Annotated in this window: 18 protein-coding genes; 3 read left to right on the top strand and 15 right to left on the bottom strand. The window is 38.0% G+C overall.

All coding sequences use genetic code 11. From position 1 onward, the window contains the following. The first annotated feature begins 4 nt into the window (after positions 1-4). Complete coding sequence (locus G466_RS0106965; protein WP_026813016.1) at positions 5-3,271, top strand: PAS domain S-box protein; 3,267 nt, start codon at positions 5-7, stop codon at positions 3,269-3,271. An 813-nt stretch (positions 3,272-4,084) separates the two neighbouring features. Here G466_RS0106965 and G466_RS0106950 read toward each other — a convergent pair. Then, on the bottom strand, positions 4,085-5,506 hold the full coding sequence (locus tag G466_RS0106950) for a nicotinate phosphoribosyltransferase (RefSeq protein WP_026813015.1): 1,422 nt from the start codon (positions 5,504-5,506) through the stop codon (positions 4,085-4,087). A gap of 136 nt (positions 5,507-5,642) precedes the next feature. Further along, on the bottom strand, positions 5,643-6,098 hold the full coding sequence (locus G466_RS0106945) for a copper resistance protein NlpE (RefSeq protein WP_026813014.1): 456 nt from the start codon (positions 6,096-6,098) through the stop codon (positions 5,643-5,645). Between the two features lie 222 nt (positions 6,099-6,320). On the opposite strand from G466_RS0106945, the gene G466_RS0106940 reads away from it, so the two are divergent. Together G466_RS0106940 and G466_RS0106930 are read left to right on the top strand one after the other, a co-directional pair. Continuing rightward, positions 6,321-7,982: an ArnT family glycosyltransferase gene (locus G466_RS0106940; protein WP_026813013.1), complete on the top strand. Its 1,662-nt coding sequence runs from the start codon at positions 6,321-6,323 to the stop codon at positions 7,980-7,982. A gap of 188 nt (positions 7,983-8,170) precedes the next feature. After that, positions 8,171-9,082, top strand: coding sequence for an NAD(P)-dependent oxidoreductase (locus tag G466_RS0106930; RefSeq protein ID WP_026813012.1), 912 nt, complete (start codon positions 8,171-8,173; stop codon positions 9,080-9,082). Here the strand turns inward: G466_RS0106930 and G466_RS0106925 are convergent. The 13 genes from G466_RS0106925 to G466_RS0106865 all read right to left on the bottom strand — a co-directional run bounded on the left by G466_RS0106925 (position 9,069) and on the right by G466_RS0106865 (position 20,513). Beyond that, a complete protein-coding gene (locus tag G466_RS0106925; RefSeq protein ID WP_026813011.1) occupies positions 9,069-9,869 on the bottom strand; it encodes an aspartate dehydrogenase domain-containing protein in 801 nt (266 codons plus the stop codon). The two genes, G466_RS0106930 and G466_RS0106925, sit on opposite strands and share 14 nt — an antisense overlap. 263 nt (positions 9,870-10,132) lie before the next feature. Next, on the bottom strand, positions 10,133-10,744 hold the full coding sequence (locus tag G466_RS0106920) for an ABC transporter ATP-binding protein (RefSeq protein ID WP_026813010.1): 612 nt from the start codon (positions 10,742-10,744) through the stop codon (positions 10,133-10,135). Beyond that, complete coding sequence (locus G466_RS0106915; RefSeq protein WP_026813009.1) at positions 10,737-11,696, bottom strand: oligopeptide/dipeptide ABC transporter ATP-binding protein; 960 nt, start codon at positions 11,694-11,696, stop codon at positions 10,737-10,739. Before G466_RS0106915 ends, G466_RS0106920 begins: the two co-directional genes overlap by 8 nt. A gap of 8 nt (positions 11,697-11,704) precedes the next feature. Continuing rightward, on the bottom strand, positions 11,705-12,568 hold the full coding sequence (locus G466_RS0106910) for an ABC transporter permease (RefSeq protein ID WP_026813008.1): 864 nt from the start codon (positions 12,566-12,568) through the stop codon (positions 11,705-11,707). Continuing rightward, the gene (locus G466_RS21575) at positions 12,561-13,541 is read right to left on the bottom strand and encodes an ABC transporter permease (protein ID WP_034234901.1); all 981 of its coding nucleotides are present in this window, start codon (positions 13,539-13,541) and stop codon (positions 12,561-12,563) included. The genes G466_RS0106910 and G466_RS21575 overlap by 8 nt, the downstream gene beginning before the upstream one ends. Before the next feature lie 24 nt (positions 13,542-13,565). After that, positions 13,566-15,167, bottom strand: a complete 1,602-nt coding sequence (locus G466_RS0106900; protein WP_026813007.1) for an ABC transporter substrate-binding protein — start codon at positions 15,165-15,167, stop codon at positions 13,566-13,568. Between the two features lie 331 nt (positions 15,168-15,498). Further along, positions 15,499-16,335 (bottom strand): urease accessory protein UreD, encoded by an 837-nt coding sequence (locus tag G466_RS0106895; protein ID WP_026813006.1) that lies wholly within the window; start codon positions 16,333-16,335, stop codon positions 15,499-15,501. Continuing rightward, entirely contained in the window at positions 16,322-16,942 is a 621-nt protein-coding gene (ureG, locus tag G466_RS0106890) for an urease accessory protein UreG (protein WP_026813005.1), read from the bottom strand. The genes G466_RS0106895 and ureG overlap by 14 nt, the downstream gene beginning before the upstream one ends. 41 nt (positions 16,943-16,983) lie before the next feature. Then, positions 16,984-17,670: an urease accessory protein UreF gene (locus G466_RS0106885; protein WP_026813004.1), complete on the bottom strand. Its 687-nt coding sequence runs from the start codon at positions 17,668-17,670 to the stop codon at positions 16,984-16,986. Further along, positions 17,663-18,124 carry an urease accessory protein UreE gene (gene ureE / locus G466_RS0106880; RefSeq protein ID WP_026813003.1) on the bottom strand — a complete coding sequence of 154 codons (462 nt, stop codon included), beginning with the start codon at positions 18,122-18,124 and terminating at the stop codon, positions 17,663-17,665. The genes G466_RS0106885 and ureE overlap by 8 nt, the downstream gene beginning before the upstream one ends. 22 nt (positions 18,125-18,146) lie before the next feature. Further along, positions 18,147-19,865 carry an urease subunit alpha gene (ureC, locus tag G466_RS0106875; RefSeq protein WP_026813002.1) on the bottom strand — a complete coding sequence of 573 codons (1,719 nt, stop codon included), beginning with the start codon at positions 19,863-19,865 and terminating at the stop codon, positions 18,147-18,149. 6 nt (positions 19,866-19,871) lie between these two features. After that, complete coding sequence (locus G466_RS0106870) at positions 19,872-20,186, bottom strand: urease subunit beta (RefSeq protein WP_026813001.1); 315 nt, start codon at positions 20,184-20,186, stop codon at positions 19,872-19,874. Between the two features lie 24 nt (positions 20,187-20,210). Then, positions 20,211-20,513: an urease subunit gamma gene (locus G466_RS0106865; protein ID WP_026813000.1), complete on the bottom strand. Its 303-nt coding sequence runs from the start codon at positions 20,511-20,513 to the stop codon at positions 20,211-20,213. Positions 20,514-20,826 lie beyond the last annotated feature (313 nt).

The following is a 20,826-nucleotide window of genomic DNA, read 5'->3' as shown; positions in this document are numbered from 1 at the left end:
TGCTATGACTAAACCGTTAAAAGGGGATGAACTCACTTTCCTCAATGGTGGAGGTGAAATGGGCGACTTGATAAAATCAATAGAGTGGGATAAAACTTCATTGGGTGACATTAAAGAATGGCCCACTAGCCTATGCTCCACGCTTGGCTTGATTTTACACTCTGCCTTTCCTATGTGTTATTTTTGGGGAGAGGAGCATATCTGCTTTTATAATGACGCTTTTAGGATACATCTGGAAGGGGAAGAAAAGAATCCCGTAATCGGCAAAAGGGGATTTGAAGCATGGCCAGAAATGTGGAATCGATTAGGGCCAATGGTAAAGGAAGTAGTGTCTACAACTAAACCTGTCTCCTATTATAATGAGAATCTGCCATTTCTTACAAACAAGGCATCAAAAAATAGATATTGGACATTCTGTTGTAGTGCTGCGTTTAATGATGAAGGCAAGGTTAATGGAGCATTAATAACCTTTACTGAAACTACGGATAACGTAAAGGCCAAAACAGAATTGCAGGAGAGTGAGAATTTGTTACGCTCCATGATAAGACAAGCCCCTGTGGCAATCGCGATATTTAGAGGCAGTGAACATATTACAGAAATAGCAAACTCCAAGGCATTGGAGTTATGGGGCAGAACTGCTGATGAGGTAGAAGATAAACCCATTTTAGAAGTTTTGCAAGAGCTAAAAACACAAGGAATAAAAGAAATTGTGGATCAGGTATTTAAAACAGGTGAAATTTTTACTGCATCAGAATATCAACTACAACTACTTAGAAACCAACAATTAGAAACTATCTATCTTAATTTCAGCTTTGAACCACTAGTAAATGCTAAGGGGGAGATTGATGGGATTATGGCTCTTGGTGTAGAGGTTACCGATCACGTTATTATCCGTAAAACAATTGAAGAAAGTGAAGCTAAATATAAATCCTTAGTTCATGGGTTGCCAGTAGCGTTATATATCTGTGACAGCGAAGGATATATACAACTCTTCAATGAGGCTGCTGTTAAGTTATGGGGCCACACCCCAGCTATTGGGAAGGATTTATGGTCCGGATCATGGAAGATTTTCACTCTTGAAGGTAATCCAGTGTTATCAGAAGATCTTCCAATGTCACATGCTTTAAAAGGTGGTGAGGTAACTAACCCAATCCTTGTGGTGGAAAGACCAAATGGTAGCAGACGGCATTTTATTCCACACCCCAAACCTATTTATAATAATGATGGTCAAATTAGTGGTGTAATTAACACCCTTATTGATATTACAGATCAAATAAGAGGTCAAGAAAAAATAAAGGAAAGTGCCATTCGAATGCGTGCTATAGCAGATAACATACCTAATATGGCCTGGATGACTCATGCCAATGGAAGTGTTTATTGGTATAATAAAAAATGGCAGGATTATACAGGTACAACCTTGGAAGAAGTGGAAGGATGGAATTGGCAAAAGGTAATTCACCCAGAATACTTACAAGAAGTTTTAGCGAAGTGGCAGCAATCGTTAAAAGCAAGAAAAGAATTTGAAATGATATTTCCCCTTAAAGGTGCTGATAATGGGTATAGACAATTTTTGACACGTGTTTTGCCAGTTTATGATGAATCTGGCGAAATTTCCAATTGGTTTGGAAGTAATACTGATATTACAGAGCACATTGAAGCAAAAAAGAGACTTGAGGAAAGCGAACAGAAATTTAGACTTCTAGCAGATTCCATGCCCGAATTTGTCTGGATTGCAGATCCGCAAGGCAATATAAATTACTTTAACCAATCTGTATTTAAGTTTTCAGGTTTTACTCCGCAAGAATTAATAAGAAAAGATGGGTGGTTACAAATGGTACATCCAGACGACAGAGAAGAGAATGTTAGATTATGGAAAAAATCTATTGCTTCTGGTGAAGATTTTATAATAGAGCACCGCTTTTATCGTCATGATGGGGAATATCGATGGCAATTGAGTAGAGCAAGACCTCAATTCAATGAAAACGGTGAAATAACGATGTGGGTAGGAACCAGCACAGATATTCAAGAACAAAAAATGTTTACAAACGAGCTGGAAAAACAAGTTAGGGAACGCACCACAGAGCTGCTTAAGCTAAATGAGTCTTTAAAAGAAAGTGAACAACGCTACCACCTTATGGTGGAAGAAGTACAGGATTACGCTATTCTATATCTAAATAAGGATGGGATTGTGGAGAACTGGAATGCTGGCGCAGAAAAAATCAAAGGATATACCGCTGAAGAGTTTGTTGGTAAAAGTTTTTCCAACTTTTATACAGAGGAAGATCAAAAAAGTGGACTACCCCAAAAATTATTAAAAAAGGCTATAAAAAACGGCCAAGCAATACAAGAAGGCTGGCGGGTTAGGAAAGACAAAACTCTATTCTGGGCAAGTGTCGTTATTACAGCTGTACATGGAAATAATAATAAATTAATAGGTTTTTCTAAAGTTACGCGGGACCAAACAGCAAAAAAAGAGGCCGATGACGCTTTACAGGAGAAAAAGATAGAACTAGAACAAAAAAATAATGAGCTTCAGAAAATGAATAAGGAGCTTCAATCTTTTGCGTATATTTCTAGCCATGATCTACAAGAGCCACTAAGAAAAATTCAGACTTTTGCCTCTCGTATAGCAGAAAAAGAAAGCAACTCCTTATCAGAATACGGTCTAGATCTTTTTAATCGCATGCAATCGTCTGCCGAACGTATGCAGTCACTAATTGAGGATTTGCTTGCATATTCCCGAACTCATAATCTAGAGGGAGATTTTAAAAAAGTAGCTTTAAGAGGCATTATTGAACGAGTAGAAGATGACCTTGGAGAAGAATTATTAGATAAAAATGCTACCATTGATATTCAAACTAGTGGGGAGGTAAATATAATTCCTTTTCAGATTCAACAGCTCTTTCACAATCTATTTACTAATTCCTTAAAATTCGCTAAAACAGAAGAACCTCTACGCATCACAATAAGCACTGCTATTGTGAAGGGGAATACCATAGAAAATGAAAATTTAATGGATGATCATAGCTACTGCCGCATTTCGGTAACCGATAACGGAATTGGTTTTGATCAACGGTATAGCGATAAGATTTTTGAACTTTTTCAGCGGCTACATGGAAAAAACGAATATCCAGGAACTGGGATTGGTCTTGCCATTATAAAAAGGATAGTAGAAAATCATAATGGTGCAATTGTCGCGAAAGGGGAATTGGGCGTCGGTGCTACTTTCCATATTTTTCTTCCCGTTGAAGACCAGAAAATAGGTATTTAAAAGGTCTATTTTATTTTTTAAATTAGTTTATGTACCATGTTTACGCAGCATTAATGATTTTAACTGAGGTACTGCTTCAATTTAGAATAATCGTTGCTATTCTTTTTATTAGTTGCGACACTGCTTATAAGTGCTCCTAGGAAAAGGTCATTGAATACCGGTAAGAATCTAAGGACACAAGAATAGAATAGAATCACGGACTGTAACTGTAAGCAACATGTCTTCTGGTACTGAGTTGACCCAAATCGCAAAGACGGAGAAAGCTCCTGAGGGAAAGGAAATTGGCAATAAGTACAATTACATTTACACCAAGTCTATGGGAGATAGCAACTCCTGAGGTGAAATTTCTATACAATTAAATTTTACTACCCTATCTATGTTAGGTTTGGAATAGTGTTAAATAGTATAATTTCAATTATCAAAGACCAATAGTTGTCAGAACAAATGAGCTTAACGAGCAGAGACGCTACCTAATATTATCTTTTATCCATCCGCATAATAATTTCTCTAAGCAGCTCGTTATGTTCTTGTTTCAGTGCAATAAATTTATTTACCCATTTATAGATTAAATAAAGAATTCCAAAAAATATTGCTAGATAAATAATCATGAAGAGAAAGGGAAAAAAGCGAAAGATTTCCATAAGGTTAAATGGGTGTTTTGGTTATAATTATTTTATCAATCGGTTAAAATAGGGAGAGATATTATAAATTAAACTCTTTCATTAAACTGAGGAAGATACTACATTAACTTATTACCCCCTACTTCCCTCTCATTAGTAATAGTACCATATTTTTCTCTATAATGCTATATTTCTATTTTTTCTTTTTAATATCAGCCAATAGCTTTTCTCTCAGTTTAATGAGGGCATCGCTTAATCCTACCTTATAAATATGAGGAAATTCGAACCGCTTATGCTCCTCGGACAATTGGGAAACTCTATATTTTCTATATTCTGAAATTTCCCTTACCTCTTTTTTGGGGGCAAGAACCTTACCATTTTCAAAAACTTTGGAAACTAGGACCTCACTTTTTAATCCGCTTACGTCCGATTTTTTATCGGCGTATTGAGGATGATAAATAGTGTCTATTTCCGATAAATTTTCTTCTGCTAGTACAATAGCATCGGCATATAGTTTATTCTCCCCGTTATAGTACCTTACAATTTTCTTTTTTCCGGGGAGTGTCAATTTATACACATCTTCAGATAGTTTTATGGTAGGTCTTTGGTTAACCTGACTCAGTTTGTAGACGCCGTCCAATGCCCCATCTTCTCGCCCAGTAATCAGACTAGTTCCTACCCCAAATGCATCAATTTTTGCTCCTTGGTCAATAAGACTTTTAATGATGTATTCATCCAACTGATTAGATGCAATAATTTTTACTCCTCTCAACCCGGCATCATCCAACATTATTCTCGCTTTTTTAGACAAGTAGGCCAAGTCCCCACTATCTAATCTAATACCGGAGAGTCGTTCTCCTTTTTTCTCCATTTCCTTTGCAACAACGATTGCATTGGGTACGCCACTATTGAGGGTATGATAGGTGTCTACCAGCAACACGCAGTTCTTGGGCCTGGTTTCGGCATAAACCCTAAAGGCCGTTATTTCATCCTTAAAACTTTGTATCCAGGAATGAGCTTGGGTCCCAGAAGATTCCAATCCGTACAAATAGGCGCTCAGCACATTTGATGTACTATCTACCCCACCAATTACCGCTGCCCTACTACCATGGATAACGGCCCATCCTTGTGCTCGTCGCATTCCAAATTCCATTACACCCCTATCCCCCGCAGAATGTCGTAGTCTGTTTGCCTTTGTAGCGATAAGAGATTGATAATTGATGGTATTTAGTAATAAGGTTTCCAAAAGTTGAGCCTCAATAATATTTCCTTCAACTGTAATTGTCGGTTCATTAGGAAAAACGACTTCTCCCTCTTGCGGCGCATGTAAAGTCCCCTTAAATTTAAAGTCCTTTAAGTAATCCAGAAAACTACTGTGAAAGCCTCTTTTGTGTAGAAAATCAATAGCCTCCGAATTAAACCTAAAGTCTTCTATCATTTCAAAAAGGTCTTGTAATCCTGCAAAAATGGTAAATCCACCTCCAAAAGGATTTTTTCTAAAAAAATAATCGAAATTGACACTATCTGTCCCCCTCCCGGCCAAAAAATAGCCCTCAGCCATTGATAGTTGGTACTGATCAGTGTATAAACCGGAGAATTTATTTGTTGATTTCATGCTGTTGGTATTAAAAATCTTCGTTGAATTAAAGGGCCATATTAGCACCTATTATAACGAATATAATATATATAGCATTTTTAACCATAGTATCCTGAATTGATTTTCACCAAGGCCACTATTATGAGAAAGAATACTACTTTTTAGATAATATGTAATGCCCGGCCAACTCCCCTGTAGTGATTTTTCCATCCGAATTTAAGAGAATTATAGCATTCTCCACCACTTTATATAATTGTTTTCCCCCGTCCGCTTCATATAATGTAATAGTATTACCATCTGCCCTCCATTCAAAATTTCCTTTATCAAAAAACTTTCCTTCTTCCTCCCCTAAATAGGCAGCCTCAGAGGTATACGTGTTATCTGCTTTTAAAGATATTATGGTTTTTATACCCACGCAACTGGCACATGGTAACGTTCCAGTATAGGTTCCCTCCCAATCCAGTGATATCTGCGAAGTGTGCATATCCGGAGTAGTAATTTTTTCTGTCATGTTTTTAACTTCAAGGGTGTGGTCTTGCTTTTTATCGTTGTTTTTACAAGACATGACTAACAAACCTAACATACCAAATACTGAAATTGTTTTTTTCATTTTCCTATCAGATTGAAGTGAACTAAACCATTAACAAACTGTTTGCCAGAAAGGGCTTATTCAACTGGAATTATGGGTTAAAGGTAGATAACTTACTCTTGTAATAATTGATTTACCAAACCATATCTATTTAGTTTTCTGGAATACAATACTTTATGCCCAAAAAGATTTTTGTACCTTAACCTAACTACTAGGATCAAAAACATCCCATTAACTACCGAAATGAAAATATTACTAACTAAAATAACTACATTTCGGTTTTATATAGTATTTATCGCTATTGTCTTTATATTGTTAATAAATGGCATAGGCAATTACGGTTTAGCAGAAACCAGTGAGGCCCGTTACGCAGAGATCAGTAGGGAAATGTTCATCTCTAGCGATTATTTGAATCCGAAGCTACTGGGCATATTTCACTATCATAAACCTCCTCTAACCTACTATATTACAACCGTGGGCTACCGTATCTTTGGGATAAATGAATTTGGTGCGAGGTTCTTCCTTCAGATTGCCATCGTAATCCAATTACTATTAATATATGGAATGGCTCAGTTGCTGTTCCACAATAAAAAGATAGCGTTTATATCTGGACTCATCTATTTTTCCATACCGATAGTGTTAATATCAAGTCGCAATTTAACCACAGACGCCTATCTTACTACATTTATCCTAGGGGCCATTTATTGCTGGCAGAATTACACCAATTATAAAAGGATATTTTACCTTTATCTGTTCTATATTTTAGTTGCCCTAGGTTTGCTGACCAAAGGTCCGGTTGAACTTATATTTATCTTCACCTATATCATCACTTACAAAATACTTTTTAGAGCTGGTTTTAAGATTACTCTCCACCATGCGTTGGGTTTTATACTGTGTCTTCTTTTAGGTGGAAGTTGGTATTTCATATTGATAATGGACAATTCTGGCTTATGGAATTATTTTTTGGAGAAGCAACTTTATTCCCGAGTCGCCCTAGATTCCTTTAACCGTTCCAAACCTTTTTGGTTCTTCATCCCTCTAATTATTATATTACTTTTCCCATGGTGGATCCCAATAATTGGGAAATATGTGAAGCGATTACTAATCGCATTTAAAGGGGACAAGGAGTCAAAATTGCTTTTGATCTCGACCCTTTGCACCCTTATAGTATTTTCCATTTTCAGCACTAAATTGATCTTATATATCCTTCCAGTGTTTTGGATGATGTCCCTATTAATTTCAGCACTATTGATTAAGACCGGAAATAAAATCAGTTTTATTTTAAACCATGCTTTCAGTTTTATGATACTTGTTTTTTTCATGGGAGTTTTCACCTGTTATATTATGAAACCTGAATTCATCAAGATTGCAAACGGAACTTTAATCTTGACTTTCATTTGTGTTTCCATATATACAGGTATTTACTTTGCGTTAGATAATTACTCTCCCATTAAAACGGCTATTCTAGCGACAGTTTTTAGTGGAACAGTGTTAGTAACCACAACCTCCATTCTGCCAGATAATAGTGTAGCGATCAATTCTACCAAAGAGATCATTGGCTTTATCAATGCCGAAGGTCATAATCAGGAGTCTACTATATTAGTATACGATTATCTTCTCTCTTCTGTTCCATTTTATACCGAGGCGAATCAAATAACTTTAAAATCTACCCACAACACTACAGATAGGGAAGTGCTATTTCAACATGATAATCTATGGAGAAATAATCTTTGGGATATGAAGGATGATCAGACGATCTATCGATTGGATTCGATAAGTTACAAACCTCATACATTTCTACTGGTCAGGAAAAAAAGCCCACTGCCCAATAATTTAAATTTCTTGAAAAACCATTTTAAAGCTCAATTAGAATATACTAAATGGTGGCTTTATTATAATAAATAAAAGAGTGTTGTACCGATGATCATTTTACAAACCCTTAAGTTTACACTATATCGTGGAATATAGCATTGGGGAATTTATTCCTATCGATATCGGAGGGAATTACCAATCCCAAGTTTTTCCCAACCTTAGGTTTGTTTTTCCACAAAAGATACTTTATAATGCGCTATGGAAAAAAATCAAACTAGATAATGTTCAATAAACTTGTTGCTATTGAGCCGCTAAATTTAATTCCATCAGCGGAAATAGATCTTTATAACTATGCAAAAGAAGTAGTTCTGTCTAGGGACATCCCCTCCAATAATGCAGAAATAGCAACGCGAATTGGCGATGCCGATGCTGTATTATTAAGCTACACGTCCAATCTTGGTACAGCAGCGCTAGAAGAGTGTCCTAATATAAAATCCATTGGAATGTGTTGCTCTCTATACTCTCCGGAAAGTGCAAATGTAGCTATTTCATACGCCAATGCGCGTGGAATTACCGTTACGGGAATTCGCGATTATGGTGATGAAGGGGTCGTAGAATATGTTATTAGTGAGCTAGTCCGATGCCTACATGGTTTTGGCACCAAACCCAATGGCAATCCAGAACAACCTTGGGATGGAGTCCCTAGGGAAATTACAGGATTGAAAGTAGGAATCGTAGGTTTGGGAGCATCTGGAGGTATGGTTGCCGATACCCTTCATTTTCTAGGTGCCGAGATCGCCTATTTTTCCTTTAGTCAAAAAACAGAAGCACTAGCCAAAGGATATCGATATTTACCATTAAGAACATTACTTGCAGAAAGTGAAGTAGTTATCACCTGTCTCAATAAAAATACGGTCCTCTTGCACAAAGAAGAGTTCGCAAGTTTGGGAAACCGAAAAATACTTTTTAATACCGGACTTTCCCCTGCTTGGGACGAAGTTCCTTTTGAAAATTGGATAAAGGGGGAAAATAGACTTTATGCAGATACAATAGAGGCTTTAGGAAATGAAAAATTTTTAGACCATCCTAATGTATATTGCATGCAAGTCTCCGTAGGAAGAACTAGACAGGCTTTTGACCGACTAAGCAAGAAGGTATTGGCAAAGATTAAGCAGTACCTTAAAATACAATAGGCGAGGTAATATTACGTAAGGTATTGACAACGCTCCACCCGGCAATTTGTGAGGTTTTGCTATAAATATCCATTAAAGCATTTACCTGTTCACTTTTAACCTCTATTCGATGTCTATCACCCACGAAGCCTGGTGTGGATGTTATTGAAACTTCCATGTTGTCCGGACCTACTGTAGCCAGTGAAGCGGCAACCGCCACATTTACTTTGGAAGGAAAAAGAGCAATAGCTTCTTTAGCGTTTCCTTTCATAACCGTTTTCTTTTCAGTTTGAAGGGATTCCTCGTATACGGGTGTGTTTTTAAGAGAGTTAGGATTTTTTTCGGTGTCAAAAGATGCAGTACAACTTTCCATGAGAGAGATAGTTCGCATAACATCAAAACCACCAATAGCACCAGAAACTAAATGTACTCGAGTATTGTTTTCACTCGCGGCCGTATTAACCTCCTCATAATAAGCAGTATCTGCCAATGCACCTATAGAAAGAGTTACAATGGAGGAGCCGTTTTTTAATGCAGGAATTGCGAACTCACGAAAAGCGTTTGGTGAAGCCGCCTCAACAATATAGTCGGGTTTAAGGGCCAGTAATTCATCAATGGTTTTAAAAGCAGTGCACAATTCTTGGGGTTGGGAATTGGAGACCAGTTCCGCAATTTTCTCCGCTTTTTCAAAGGTGCGTGAATAGGCGCCAATAAGCTGATAATGGGGTAATAAACCAGAGTTTATTGCTTTTACAACTATATGGGCAAGTTTCCCACAACCAACAATAGCAAGTGATTTTGTTTTCATGCCGGCCAAGATACTGTGTTTTTTATCTTAAAACAATCCAGTCATAAGTCATTTGGCATCTAGCAGTCAATTACTTCTAAACAAGGCCATGAGGTATTGGACGTAATCCATTACTACCATTTTGACGTCCGCAAAAACGGAACCGGCAGGCGAGCCTTAGTGAGTAAAATTATACTGGTGCAGTGATATTCCATTTACAAACTATATCTCCTTAATTCCGTATACCAATTTTTGATTGAAATCCATTCCCCATACGCTATTCTTTAGATAGCTCTTGCAAGCTCTTCAAAGTTGAGAATACGATTAGAAATTTGTTTCAATAAAGGCAGCTCATGGCTTATGACCAACATTCCCAGTTGTCTTCGTTCCACGAGCAATAATACGGTTTGCCAAATCTGTGCTTGGGTAATGGCATCCAGCATTGTAGTCATTTCGTCCGCTATCAAGTACGATGTTTCAGGTGCAATAGCTCTTGCAAGGCAAAACCGCTGTAATTCGCCTCCAGACAGCTGTGATGGAAAGCGGTGCATCCACTCTTTACTAATCCCCAATTCCGATAAAAACCCATCGCTGTATTCTCCAGATTCTGCTAAAACTTGCTTCATCCGCCAGTGAGGATTAATAGCTTTTTCTGGATGTTGACCTATTAATTGTACCGGGTTTCTTCCAATTTGTGGGGATACTTTTCCATTTACTATAATGGAGCCCCTATCTGGTTTTAAGTAACCTGCAATAACTTTTGCAAAAGTAGATTTTCCAACACCACTAGGCCCGTAAATTCCAACCACTTCTCCTGGATTAACATTGAGCTGAATGCTATCAAATATCCAATGATCTGAATGATATTTGTAGCTTATATTGTTTATTTTAAGCATAAAAACAGCGTGTTATCCCATTGTTGATCATCGTAGAGTCCGGCTTATTTGTTTTACAAAGCCCGGTAGCTATGGGGCATCGTGGCTCAAATACACATCCTGGGAAAACATCCTCGGATTCTGGTTGATTACCTTTTAAGACTTTAAAATCATTTTCAGGTAAGGCAAGCCACAAGGCTTTAGTATAGGGATGTCTTAATACTTCACCTTTTCCCGAGAAATCTTCTTTATTTGCTATTTCCAATGTTTCACCGGCATAAAACACGGCTATCTTATCAGCAATTTTTAAAGCGGCCTGAATGTCGTGAGTAATAAACATAATACCCCTATTGCCTTCGCTCAGTTGCTTTAAATTGCTAAGCGTTTCTTCCCATGCCAGCTCATCCAAACCTGGAGTGGGCTCGTCGGCAATTATTAATTGTGCCTCACTTACCATAGCCGACGCTATTAAAACCCTTCGGGCCATTCCTCCTGAAAGCTCATGGGGATATTTATCACCAGTACCGGGTGCTAAACCTAATTTTAGAAAGGCCTCTTCTTGTATTCTTTTTTTATCTTTTTTATCTCGGATAATACCCTGTACTTGCCTACCGGTTTTCATTAGCGGGTCTAATGCCTTTACGGATTGCGGAATAAGCGATATCGCTTTTCCGCGAAGTTGTTCTTGCCTATTTTTAGTCAATGCAACCCCTTTAAATAAAAGAGTTCCGTTAATCGCGGCATTTTCTGGCAAAATTCCCAAGATGGAATCGGCTAGAAGACTTTTACCCGATCCACTAGACCCCACCACGGCCACTATCTCACCAGGATAAATAGTGAGTTCAAAATCCCTGATAACTTGAATATAGGATTCTTCAAATCCTTTTTTATACTGTGGAAAGGATAATGAAAGCTGTTTTACCTCCAATAATGGTATTTTATTCTTTTTATTGGGAATCGATATATTTTCCATAGCAAAACTCAACCTTTTTGTCCTTTAAATGGGTCCAAAATATTACGCAAATTACGACCTAGACTATCAAAAACAGCAACCATCAGTAACAACATTAAACCTGGAAACAATGCTAACCACCACATTCCTGAGGATAAATATCCCATAGATTCAGACAAGATAACTCCAATAGCGGGTTGCTCCGAAGATAGACCAAATCCTAAAAAGGTAATGCTGGCCTCGTGTAAAATAGCATGTGGAAACGTCAAGATAAACCCAATAATTAACTGAGGGATTAAATGGGGTAAAATATGATGACGAGCAATCCAAAACCACGATTTTCCCATGTTTCGCGAAACCGTAATGTACTCGGTATTTTTTATTTGCATGATTTCTGCACGCAATAAACGCGCCAAACGGGGCCAATGGGTTAATGCTAGGGCAATAATAACCCCTTTGAGTCCGCCGCCGAGCATAAAAGATATTAGGATCAAGGTTACCATATGTGGTAGTCCTAGAAACAAATCAATAAGTCCCGTCACCAAAGAATCCAAGGTTTTATTGAGCACTAATAACAAACTTAGCAGCAACGCGATAAGGGCACTGATAAAAGCGGCCAACAAACCTACCCAAAAACTTAGGGTAAGGCCTTTTACTGTTCGTACAAACATATCACGCCCTAACCAATCCGTGCCAAAGGGGTGCGTCAATGAAGGTGCACTGTTGGATGCATCAAAATTAACCGCCAATCCGTCGGTCCCAATAAAAAATCCACTCACGACAAGAACCATTAATAAGATAATGGCGATAACGGAGGTCATTAGCGCTCGTTTTCTCCGATTCCAATTTTCGGAACGTTTCAATGGCAGATATTTAGTTCCTATTTCAGTCATGGGCTTGTTTAGTTTTCATCCGAGGATCTATTACCACATATAGTAAATCTGCCATAAAATTGCCCACAAAAATAAAGACAACACTAAACAAGGTAATTCCCAAAAGAAGGGGTATATCTCCACCTAAGCCTGCTCTCACCACTGCTTGTCCTAAACCGGGATATGAAAACACTTGTTCCGTTAAGACTGCACCACCAAACAGTTCCCCAAAAGATGCAAAATGTAAGGATATGGCTGGCAATGAAATATTGCGTAATCCGTGCCTCCAAAACAATCTCATTCCGCTTAACCCCTTAGCCCTTGCAAAGCGGATAAATTCACTACTAAGCACCTCTATCATTTTTTCCCTTGTATGTAATGCTATACTGGCCACCCCGCCAATACTCAAAGTTAGGACCGGTAAAAACAAGTGTTTAAATGTATCTGCTAAGCTAACTTCTCCCCTTAAACTACCTGCTGGTGCGGCTAGCCCTACGGGAAACCAGTTTAACCAAGCTGCAAAAACCATCAATACCAATAAGCCAAACCAAAAAGCAGGGGTAGAAGCTAAAATAAAAGAATAACTTTTTATAATACGATCCAGTATAGACCCTTCATTCATTCCAGCTAAGATCCCCAGAATTAGACCAAAAACTCCGGATAATACCCATGCGATCCCCATGAGGAGAATTGAGGCAGAAAAACGTTCCCAAATTATGTCTGTCACCGGTTTTCGGTATATTAACGATTCTCCCAAATTGCCCTGAAAAACTGCTTTTGACCATAGGAAATATTGTTCAGGTTTAGAGCGGTGCAACCCCCAATATTCTTCAATATTTGTTCGTTGCTCTGGACTTATCCTTGATATTTCTGCACCAATATAAGATTGTACCGGATCAACTGGGGAATTACTTATCAGTATAAAGGAGAAAATACTGATAGCCACCAGTAAACCCATTAATTTTCCGATTTTTCTCAGGATAAACTTAATCATCTATAAACCTTTTCCAATCTTTTGTTAATCTTTCCAATGCCAAGTTTCAATAAAATCCGTAATAGGCCAATCGTGTTCGTGGGGTTGTAACTTTTGTGGACCTATTATCAGATTTTCCCGCATTATAAATAAATGGTCCAGATTAACCAACCACACCCAAGGGGCGTCTCCTTTGTTAGAGAAACCTGTTTTTCCATCCCATTGTGCTTTTTTCCAAAAGGTATTAGCTTGTTCTTGTGAAGTGGCACTCAGCGCTTTTTCAAAATACGCATCCACGATTTCGTTGCCATAATAGTTTGGATTATTAAGGCCATGACCTTGTACTTTACTGCTAAAGGCATTGTACAATTCTAACGGATCATGACTCCCTAGACCAAATAAGATAGCGCTGGAATGGAGTTCTTTTTCTATCCCATTCCAGTTTTTCCCTTTAACATTGATTTTGATACCCAAGGCCTTCATCATATCTGCAAAAGCAATGGATAAAGATTGTCTAGTATGATCATTGGAGGGGTAATGCAAGGTGAATTCTGCCTTAACTCCATTCTTTTCTCTGATGCCGTCTTTATTTTCTATCCAACCAGCCTTAGCTAATATTTCAATAGCTTTTTTTACATCTCCGTCATTTTTAATCTCCGTTTCAGAATTCCACCATGGCAAATGATCAGCTATGGTATAGGCCGGTGTCCCATAACCTTTTAAAACTCCGTTAACCAAAGCTTCTCTATTCACCCCCACATTCATGGCTTTACGGATGGCGATATCTGAGGTTACATTATTCCCAATGGGAACCCCATCAACAGATTTTCCTTCCTTTGGAACAAAAGGAAGCACTACCCCGCGATTGTCCACGCTTTTTAAAGCGACCAGCTTCATCCCGTTTATTCTTTCATTGGCCAATGCCGGGGTTACCGATGCAACATCTACCTGACCTGCTTTAGCTGCAGCAAAAGCAGCATCTTGGGATAAAAACAAAAATATTAGTTTCTTAAAAAAAGGTTTTTTTCCATAATAATGGGGATTGGCTTTGACAATTAGTTGTTGACCTTTATCCCATTGAACCAATTTGTAGGGCCCCGATCCCAAAGGGTTTTCATTATAAGATGCACCATAAGCATGTTCAGGGACAATACCCAAACTTATAAGATGATGAATAAAAGTGGAATTCCGCTTCCTTAAGAAAAACTGGACCGTAAAGTCATCAATTTTCTTAACATCGTCCAGATTGGTAAGATCAACCACAGAAGCGCTATTTTTAGCGGTTTTAAAAGTAAAAACCACATCATTGGCTGTAAGCGGTTTTCCATCGGAAAATTTAATATTATCACGTAGCTTAACTGTCCAGTTTAGCCCGTCATCACTAATCCGATAATCGATTGCGGCATCATATACAACATTAAAATCCGTATCATATTTCAATAACGTACTTTGAAAAAGTGGTGACGCATATTGTCCCCAACCGGTAGTGGGATCAAAACCATTATCTGGCTCCCCTCCTATTGCCAAAATCAGATTATCTTTCTTCCCGCCTTCTGCACTATTTTTATTTTTATCCTGGTTTGCACAGGAACTCAGGAGTATGCTGAGCAGTAAATACAAGGGGTACTTTATTGTTTTTTTCATCATTATAATTCACAAGCATCCAATAAATAAAAATTGGACGAAAAGGTAACATTATTTGACTCAATCTTACTACTATCGGGGACAAAATAAACTCCTTGCGCATTACTCTCTCTCTTCGCTAAATTACTATCAACATTGAAACAAATTTCAAAAAAATTAATGTAGAATGATGCTAAGAAATTATTTAATGCACAATGGATTTATAGTCAATTACCTCAGGGCAAGCACATGAGGCATATGACAAAAATGAGTTTTGATATTCTGATGCCCACTTTAAAGGAACGGGTCCGGACATATAAATTTAACTTGGTGGGTGAGAAATTATACCAAAATATCAATACTTTCTCAAAAACATAGGTGTTTCATCAAACCACTCTTCACTGATTAATTTGTGACATACCGAAATTATCCGTTGAACGTCCTGGGTCATATTCGCCATGATACGTATTGTAAAACCGGGAACTGAAAGCCGAGAAATTCCAACATCAAATTTTCCGGGTTGTTCATGAATAACCTGGTGCAGGCGTTTTACTAAATCATCATCTGTTTTCTCACCTATAACGATTAGCGTTCCAAGATGTGTAAAATCCTCCATAAACCCGAGCACATCTATTTGCTGAACGGCAGGTGCTAGCTTTATGTTGTCATAAACCACCAACTCATCTTCCATGTAAATATTGGTTTTGAGTTGAAGCATGTTATAGGTAAAGGAATTACCATTGGCAGACCAACCAGGCGTTAAAATATCAGAATAGATCAAGGTAGCACCTTTCTCCATGTAAATAGTGTCGACCTGTTTGTACTGAGCGTTTTCATACCCTATTATTGGATCGGGCAAGTACACCAAATAACTATCCTTTTCAAGAACTATCTCTGACTCTTGATAAGCCGGTTTATCCAGCGTTTTGTAAATCAATGTAGCTCCCAAGGTGGTTAGCGTTAATTTAGCATTTTCCCTTAACCGCACTTCTAAGCGGTAGGTATCACCATTCATATAACCACCTCCCACATTAAGGATGTAATAACACGGCATCCCTGTAGTTCCATGGTAAATGGGGCGTTGCACCTTTAGAGCATTATAATAATAGATGTTTTTAGGGACTGACTTTCCTGCTCGGTTTTCAATGTCAATTCTAAGAAAGCCAGTCCATTTATCACTATTTAAGTTCATTCAATCCCGTTAATAGCACATGTTGATCAATCCAGTTAATAACATCTTCCAGACCATCATTTGTTTTAAGATTAGTAAAATAAAATGGTTTATCCCCGCGGAATACTTTAGTATCTGAGGCCATAATATCTAGGTTAGCGTCTACATAAGGCGCCAAATCTGTTTTATTGATAATAAATAGGTCGGCCTTTATCATACCTTGACCACCTTTACGTGGTATTTTTTCCCCTTGAGCCACATCTATGATATAAATAGAGAAATCTACAAGTTCCGGACTAAATGTTGCTGCAAGGTTATCTCCCCCGCTCTCTATAAAAATCAGCTCTACGTTAGGATGCCTTTCTATTAAAATATCGACGGTTTCGGCATTCATTGAGATATCTTCACGGATTGCAGCATGGGGACATCCTCCTGTTTCCACCCCAATAATACGGTCTGCTGGCAAAATCCCAGTTCTAATAAGAATTTTAGCATCTTCTTTGGTGTAAATGTCATTGGTAATTACACAAGTCTCTACCCTGCCGTCTAATGCACGGGTTATTTTTTCGATAAGTTGGGTCTTTCCCGCTCCAACTGGCCCACCTATACCTATTTTTATTGGTTTCATATCAATATTGTATTTTGTTAGTTTTATTAGATTTTCAAAAGTCAGGACATAAATATCCTAACATTAAGATATTCATGCTGCATCTGTGCCATTTCTATACCCGGCGCAATGGTTCCAAAATCATTTTCTTCCAACCGCTTTATGACCTCTACAGCTTCCTTAAGTTTTGGCTGAAAATCGGAGATAATACGCTGTCCGTCAGTTTGACCAATAGGAATAGCGCGAACAGCATTCTGAACAAGATTAATAATTGTAGAATACAAATAGTATAATATTGTGGTATCCCTTGAAATCTTCAAGTGATTTCCGGCCAAAGCAAATAAAATAGCCGGATGCGCAAATGATTTTTTCTCCAAAATACGCTTACTATACATAGTAATCATTTCTGAGTCATAAATGGTCTCTGCAATTTTCACAAGTGATCTTCCCATAAACCGAGTTCCTTCGCGAGTTTCACGAGACATGTTTTGGATTGTAAGTAAACGGTCCAGACGCCAAACTTCCTCTATATTACCTTCCTCTAAAGCGTTAAAGACGAGCTTCATGGCAAGACCATCAGCACTGACCATCTGCTCTTTTAAAAATAACGACAACCATTGGGAAAATGTATCCCGATTATGGACTTTATTGCGCTGTATAAAAGTTTCCAACCCAAAAGAGTGACTAAAACCACCACTGGGAAAATTAGAATCACACAGTTGAAATAGAGCCAATAAACTACTATCCATGACTATGTCCTCCTGTCGTATGCCTAAAAGCCTCTTTAAGTTTTCTATCTTCTCTTTTAAAAGGAATGCCCTTTTGCTTCAATAAATCTTCTACTAAATAGTCGTACTGAACGAGCATCTCATTGCCCTCAAATTTTGCTGGCATGTGCCTATTTCCCAATTCATGTGCTATAATCCCCATTTCATTGATGTTTTTGGGTTGTATAGCAAGTATGTCGTCAGTTTTCACATCAATGATAATCATATTCTTATCATCCATAAAAAGAATATCGCCATCTCTCAAATCTTGGGATATTTTTAAGCGAATACCCAAATCCCTATCGTGATCCGTTTTAACTCTTTGGATTCTTTTGACTAGGTCAGCACTTTCAATCCTGACTTTTTCGACATGATGGTTCTTAAATTCAGTGGTATCCATATCATGAATATTGCCCACAATTTCTTCTATAATCATTATATTTATTTTTTGGACATTATTAAAACAAGAAATAGCGTTGCGTCAAGGGTAAATCTCTGGCCGGATCGCAAGTCACTATTTCACCATCGACCCTTACTTGATAGGTCTGCGGATCTACTTCTATATTAGGTGTCTCACAATTAAGCTTTAGATCTTGCTTAGTCAGTTTTCTAATTCCATTAACCGGTAATATTAGTTTTTCTAGACCAAGTTCACCTTTTATATCATTATCATATGCTATCTGGGAAACAAAGGTGGTACAGCTTTGATAGCGAGCCTTGCCTAAACTTCCAAACATAGGACGTAGCATAACAGGTTGTGGAGTTGGTATGGCCGCATTTGCATCTCCCATTTGGGCCCTCACTATTTCCCCATTTTTCAAGATAATTTCCGGTTTAGCAGCAAAGAATCTGGGGTCCCAGATAACAAGGTCGGCTAATTTCCCTACTTCCACGGAACCAACATGATCTCCTATTCCATGTGCAATTGCGGGATTGATGGTGTATTTGGCAACATATCGTTTTGCACGGTTATTATCATTGTATTTACTATCACCTTTTAAGGTACCGCGTTGTTTCTTCATATGATGGGCAACTTGCCATGTTCTCAGTGTTACTTCTCCAACACGGCCCATGGCTTGGGAATCGGAACTAACAATGCTAAACACTCCCATATCATGTAGCACATCTTCTGCGGCAATAGTTTCTGCCCTAATCCTGGAATCTGCAAAAGCTAAATCCTCAGGAATAGCAGGGTTTAGGTTGTGAGCTACCATCACCATATCTAAGTGCTCTTCAACCGTATTTATTGAAAAAGGCAAGGTTGGATTGGTAGAAGCTGGTATAATATTATTGTAACCAGCCGCTCTAATAAGATCTGGGGCATGGCCACCACCTGCTCCCTCGGTATGGTACATATGCAATAGTCGGCCATCAACGGCCTTCATAGTATCTTCAAAAAATCCACTCTCGTTCAAGGTATCTGCATGCAATGTAACTTGCACATCAAATTTATCAGCACACTTCAAAGCTTGATCAATTACAGATGGTGTTGCTCCCCAATCTTCGTGAACTTTTAATCCGATGGCGCCAGCACGAATTTGTTCTTCTAATGGACCCATTGTGGATGCATGCCCTTTACCGGTTAGACCAATATTGATAGGAAGTTCTTCAACGGCCTTTAAAATGGTTTGAATATGCCATTTACCAGGTGTGGCAGTGGTAGCCCTAGATCCATCGGTTGGTCCGGCTCCCCCTCCAATTAATGTGGTGGTTCCATTATTTAACGCAACAACAATTTGTTCTGGGTTAATGAAATGGACGTGCGTATCAATAGCACCTGCGGTGATAATTTTACCTTCACCAGAAATAACATCGGTAGCTGCGCCAATATGAATGGTTACCTTATCTTGAATGTTGGAATTCCCAGCCTTTCCGATTCCGGAAATTCTACCATCACGAATTGCAATATCAGCTTTATAGATACCGGTATAATCAAGAATCAAGGCATTGGTAATTACTGTATCTGGTACATCCGGATTGTCTTCACGGGTTATTTGGGAATTTTGCCCCATTCCATCGCGAATTACTTTTCCTCCACCAAAAACAACCTCTTCGCCGTAAATAGTATAATCTTTTTCTACTCGTATATATATATCCGTATCGGCCAACCGTACTGAATCCCCTGTAGTTGGACCGAACATTTGGGAGTATTGCTCCCTTGACATTTTAAAACTCATAATCTTTTATTTTTTAGTTAATGGTCCATCTACCTTATTTTGAAAGCCGTAAACTTCTCTTTTTCCTTTATAATCGATCAAGTTTATTTCTTTTTTATCACCAGGCTCAAAGCGTACAGACGAACCTGCGGGTAGATCTAAGCGCTTCCCATATGCTTGTTCACGATCGAACTTAAGCGCATTGTTAACTTCATAAAAATGATAATGAGAACCCACTTGAACCGGACGATCACCACTATTGGTCACCATTAAGCTAATAGCTTCTGAATCTGCATTACATATAATGTCTTCGTCTTTTAAAATATATTCACCTGGTTTCATAATCGTATATTTTTATTAATGAATTTAACTAATCGGATGATGTACAGTTACCAATTTTGAGCCATCGGGGAAAGTAGGTTCTAGTTGTATAACATCTAATAATTCCGGTATCCCGTCCATAACATCGTCACGGGTTAAGATCTGAGTACCATAATGCATAAGTTCTGCAACTGTTTTTCCATCCCGAGCCCCTTCCATTATTTCATAGGTAATCATCGCAACTGCTTCGGGATAGTTTAATTTTAGACCCCTCTCTTTTCTACGGCGAGCTAAATCGGCCACAACGACAATAAGTAACTTGTCTTTTTCTCTTTCTGTTAATCTCATATCATTATTATTTATTTATGGGTGTCATTTGTATTAATACACTAAAAAAAAGTGTTGATAAAATAATCAGCATAATTATAGCATAATTATCATGTTGTAGAATATCAATCCTGAACTCCAAACTAAACTCAATTTATCAATAGCACCACTAGAATATTCTCAAATCCTATTATAATGGGACAACCTCTAGATAGTGCTCTTTAATACGAAAAATACCTGTAACTCGTATTTAGCCATTCCCCTTAAGTTACACTTGTTTTTTATTCCATTTATGCCAAAAAGGATGCGGAATTTAAAACAAATTTGACCTGTT

Origin of the sequence: Arenibacter certesii DSM 19833, assembly GCF_000429545.1 — a bacterium.
GTDB lineage: Bacteria > Bacteroidota > Bacteroidia > Flavobacteriales > Flavobacteriaceae > Arenibacter > Arenibacter certesii.
The sequence above is the reverse complement of the archived record's forward strand: the minus strand, read 5'-3'. Positions and strand labels throughout refer to the sequence as shown.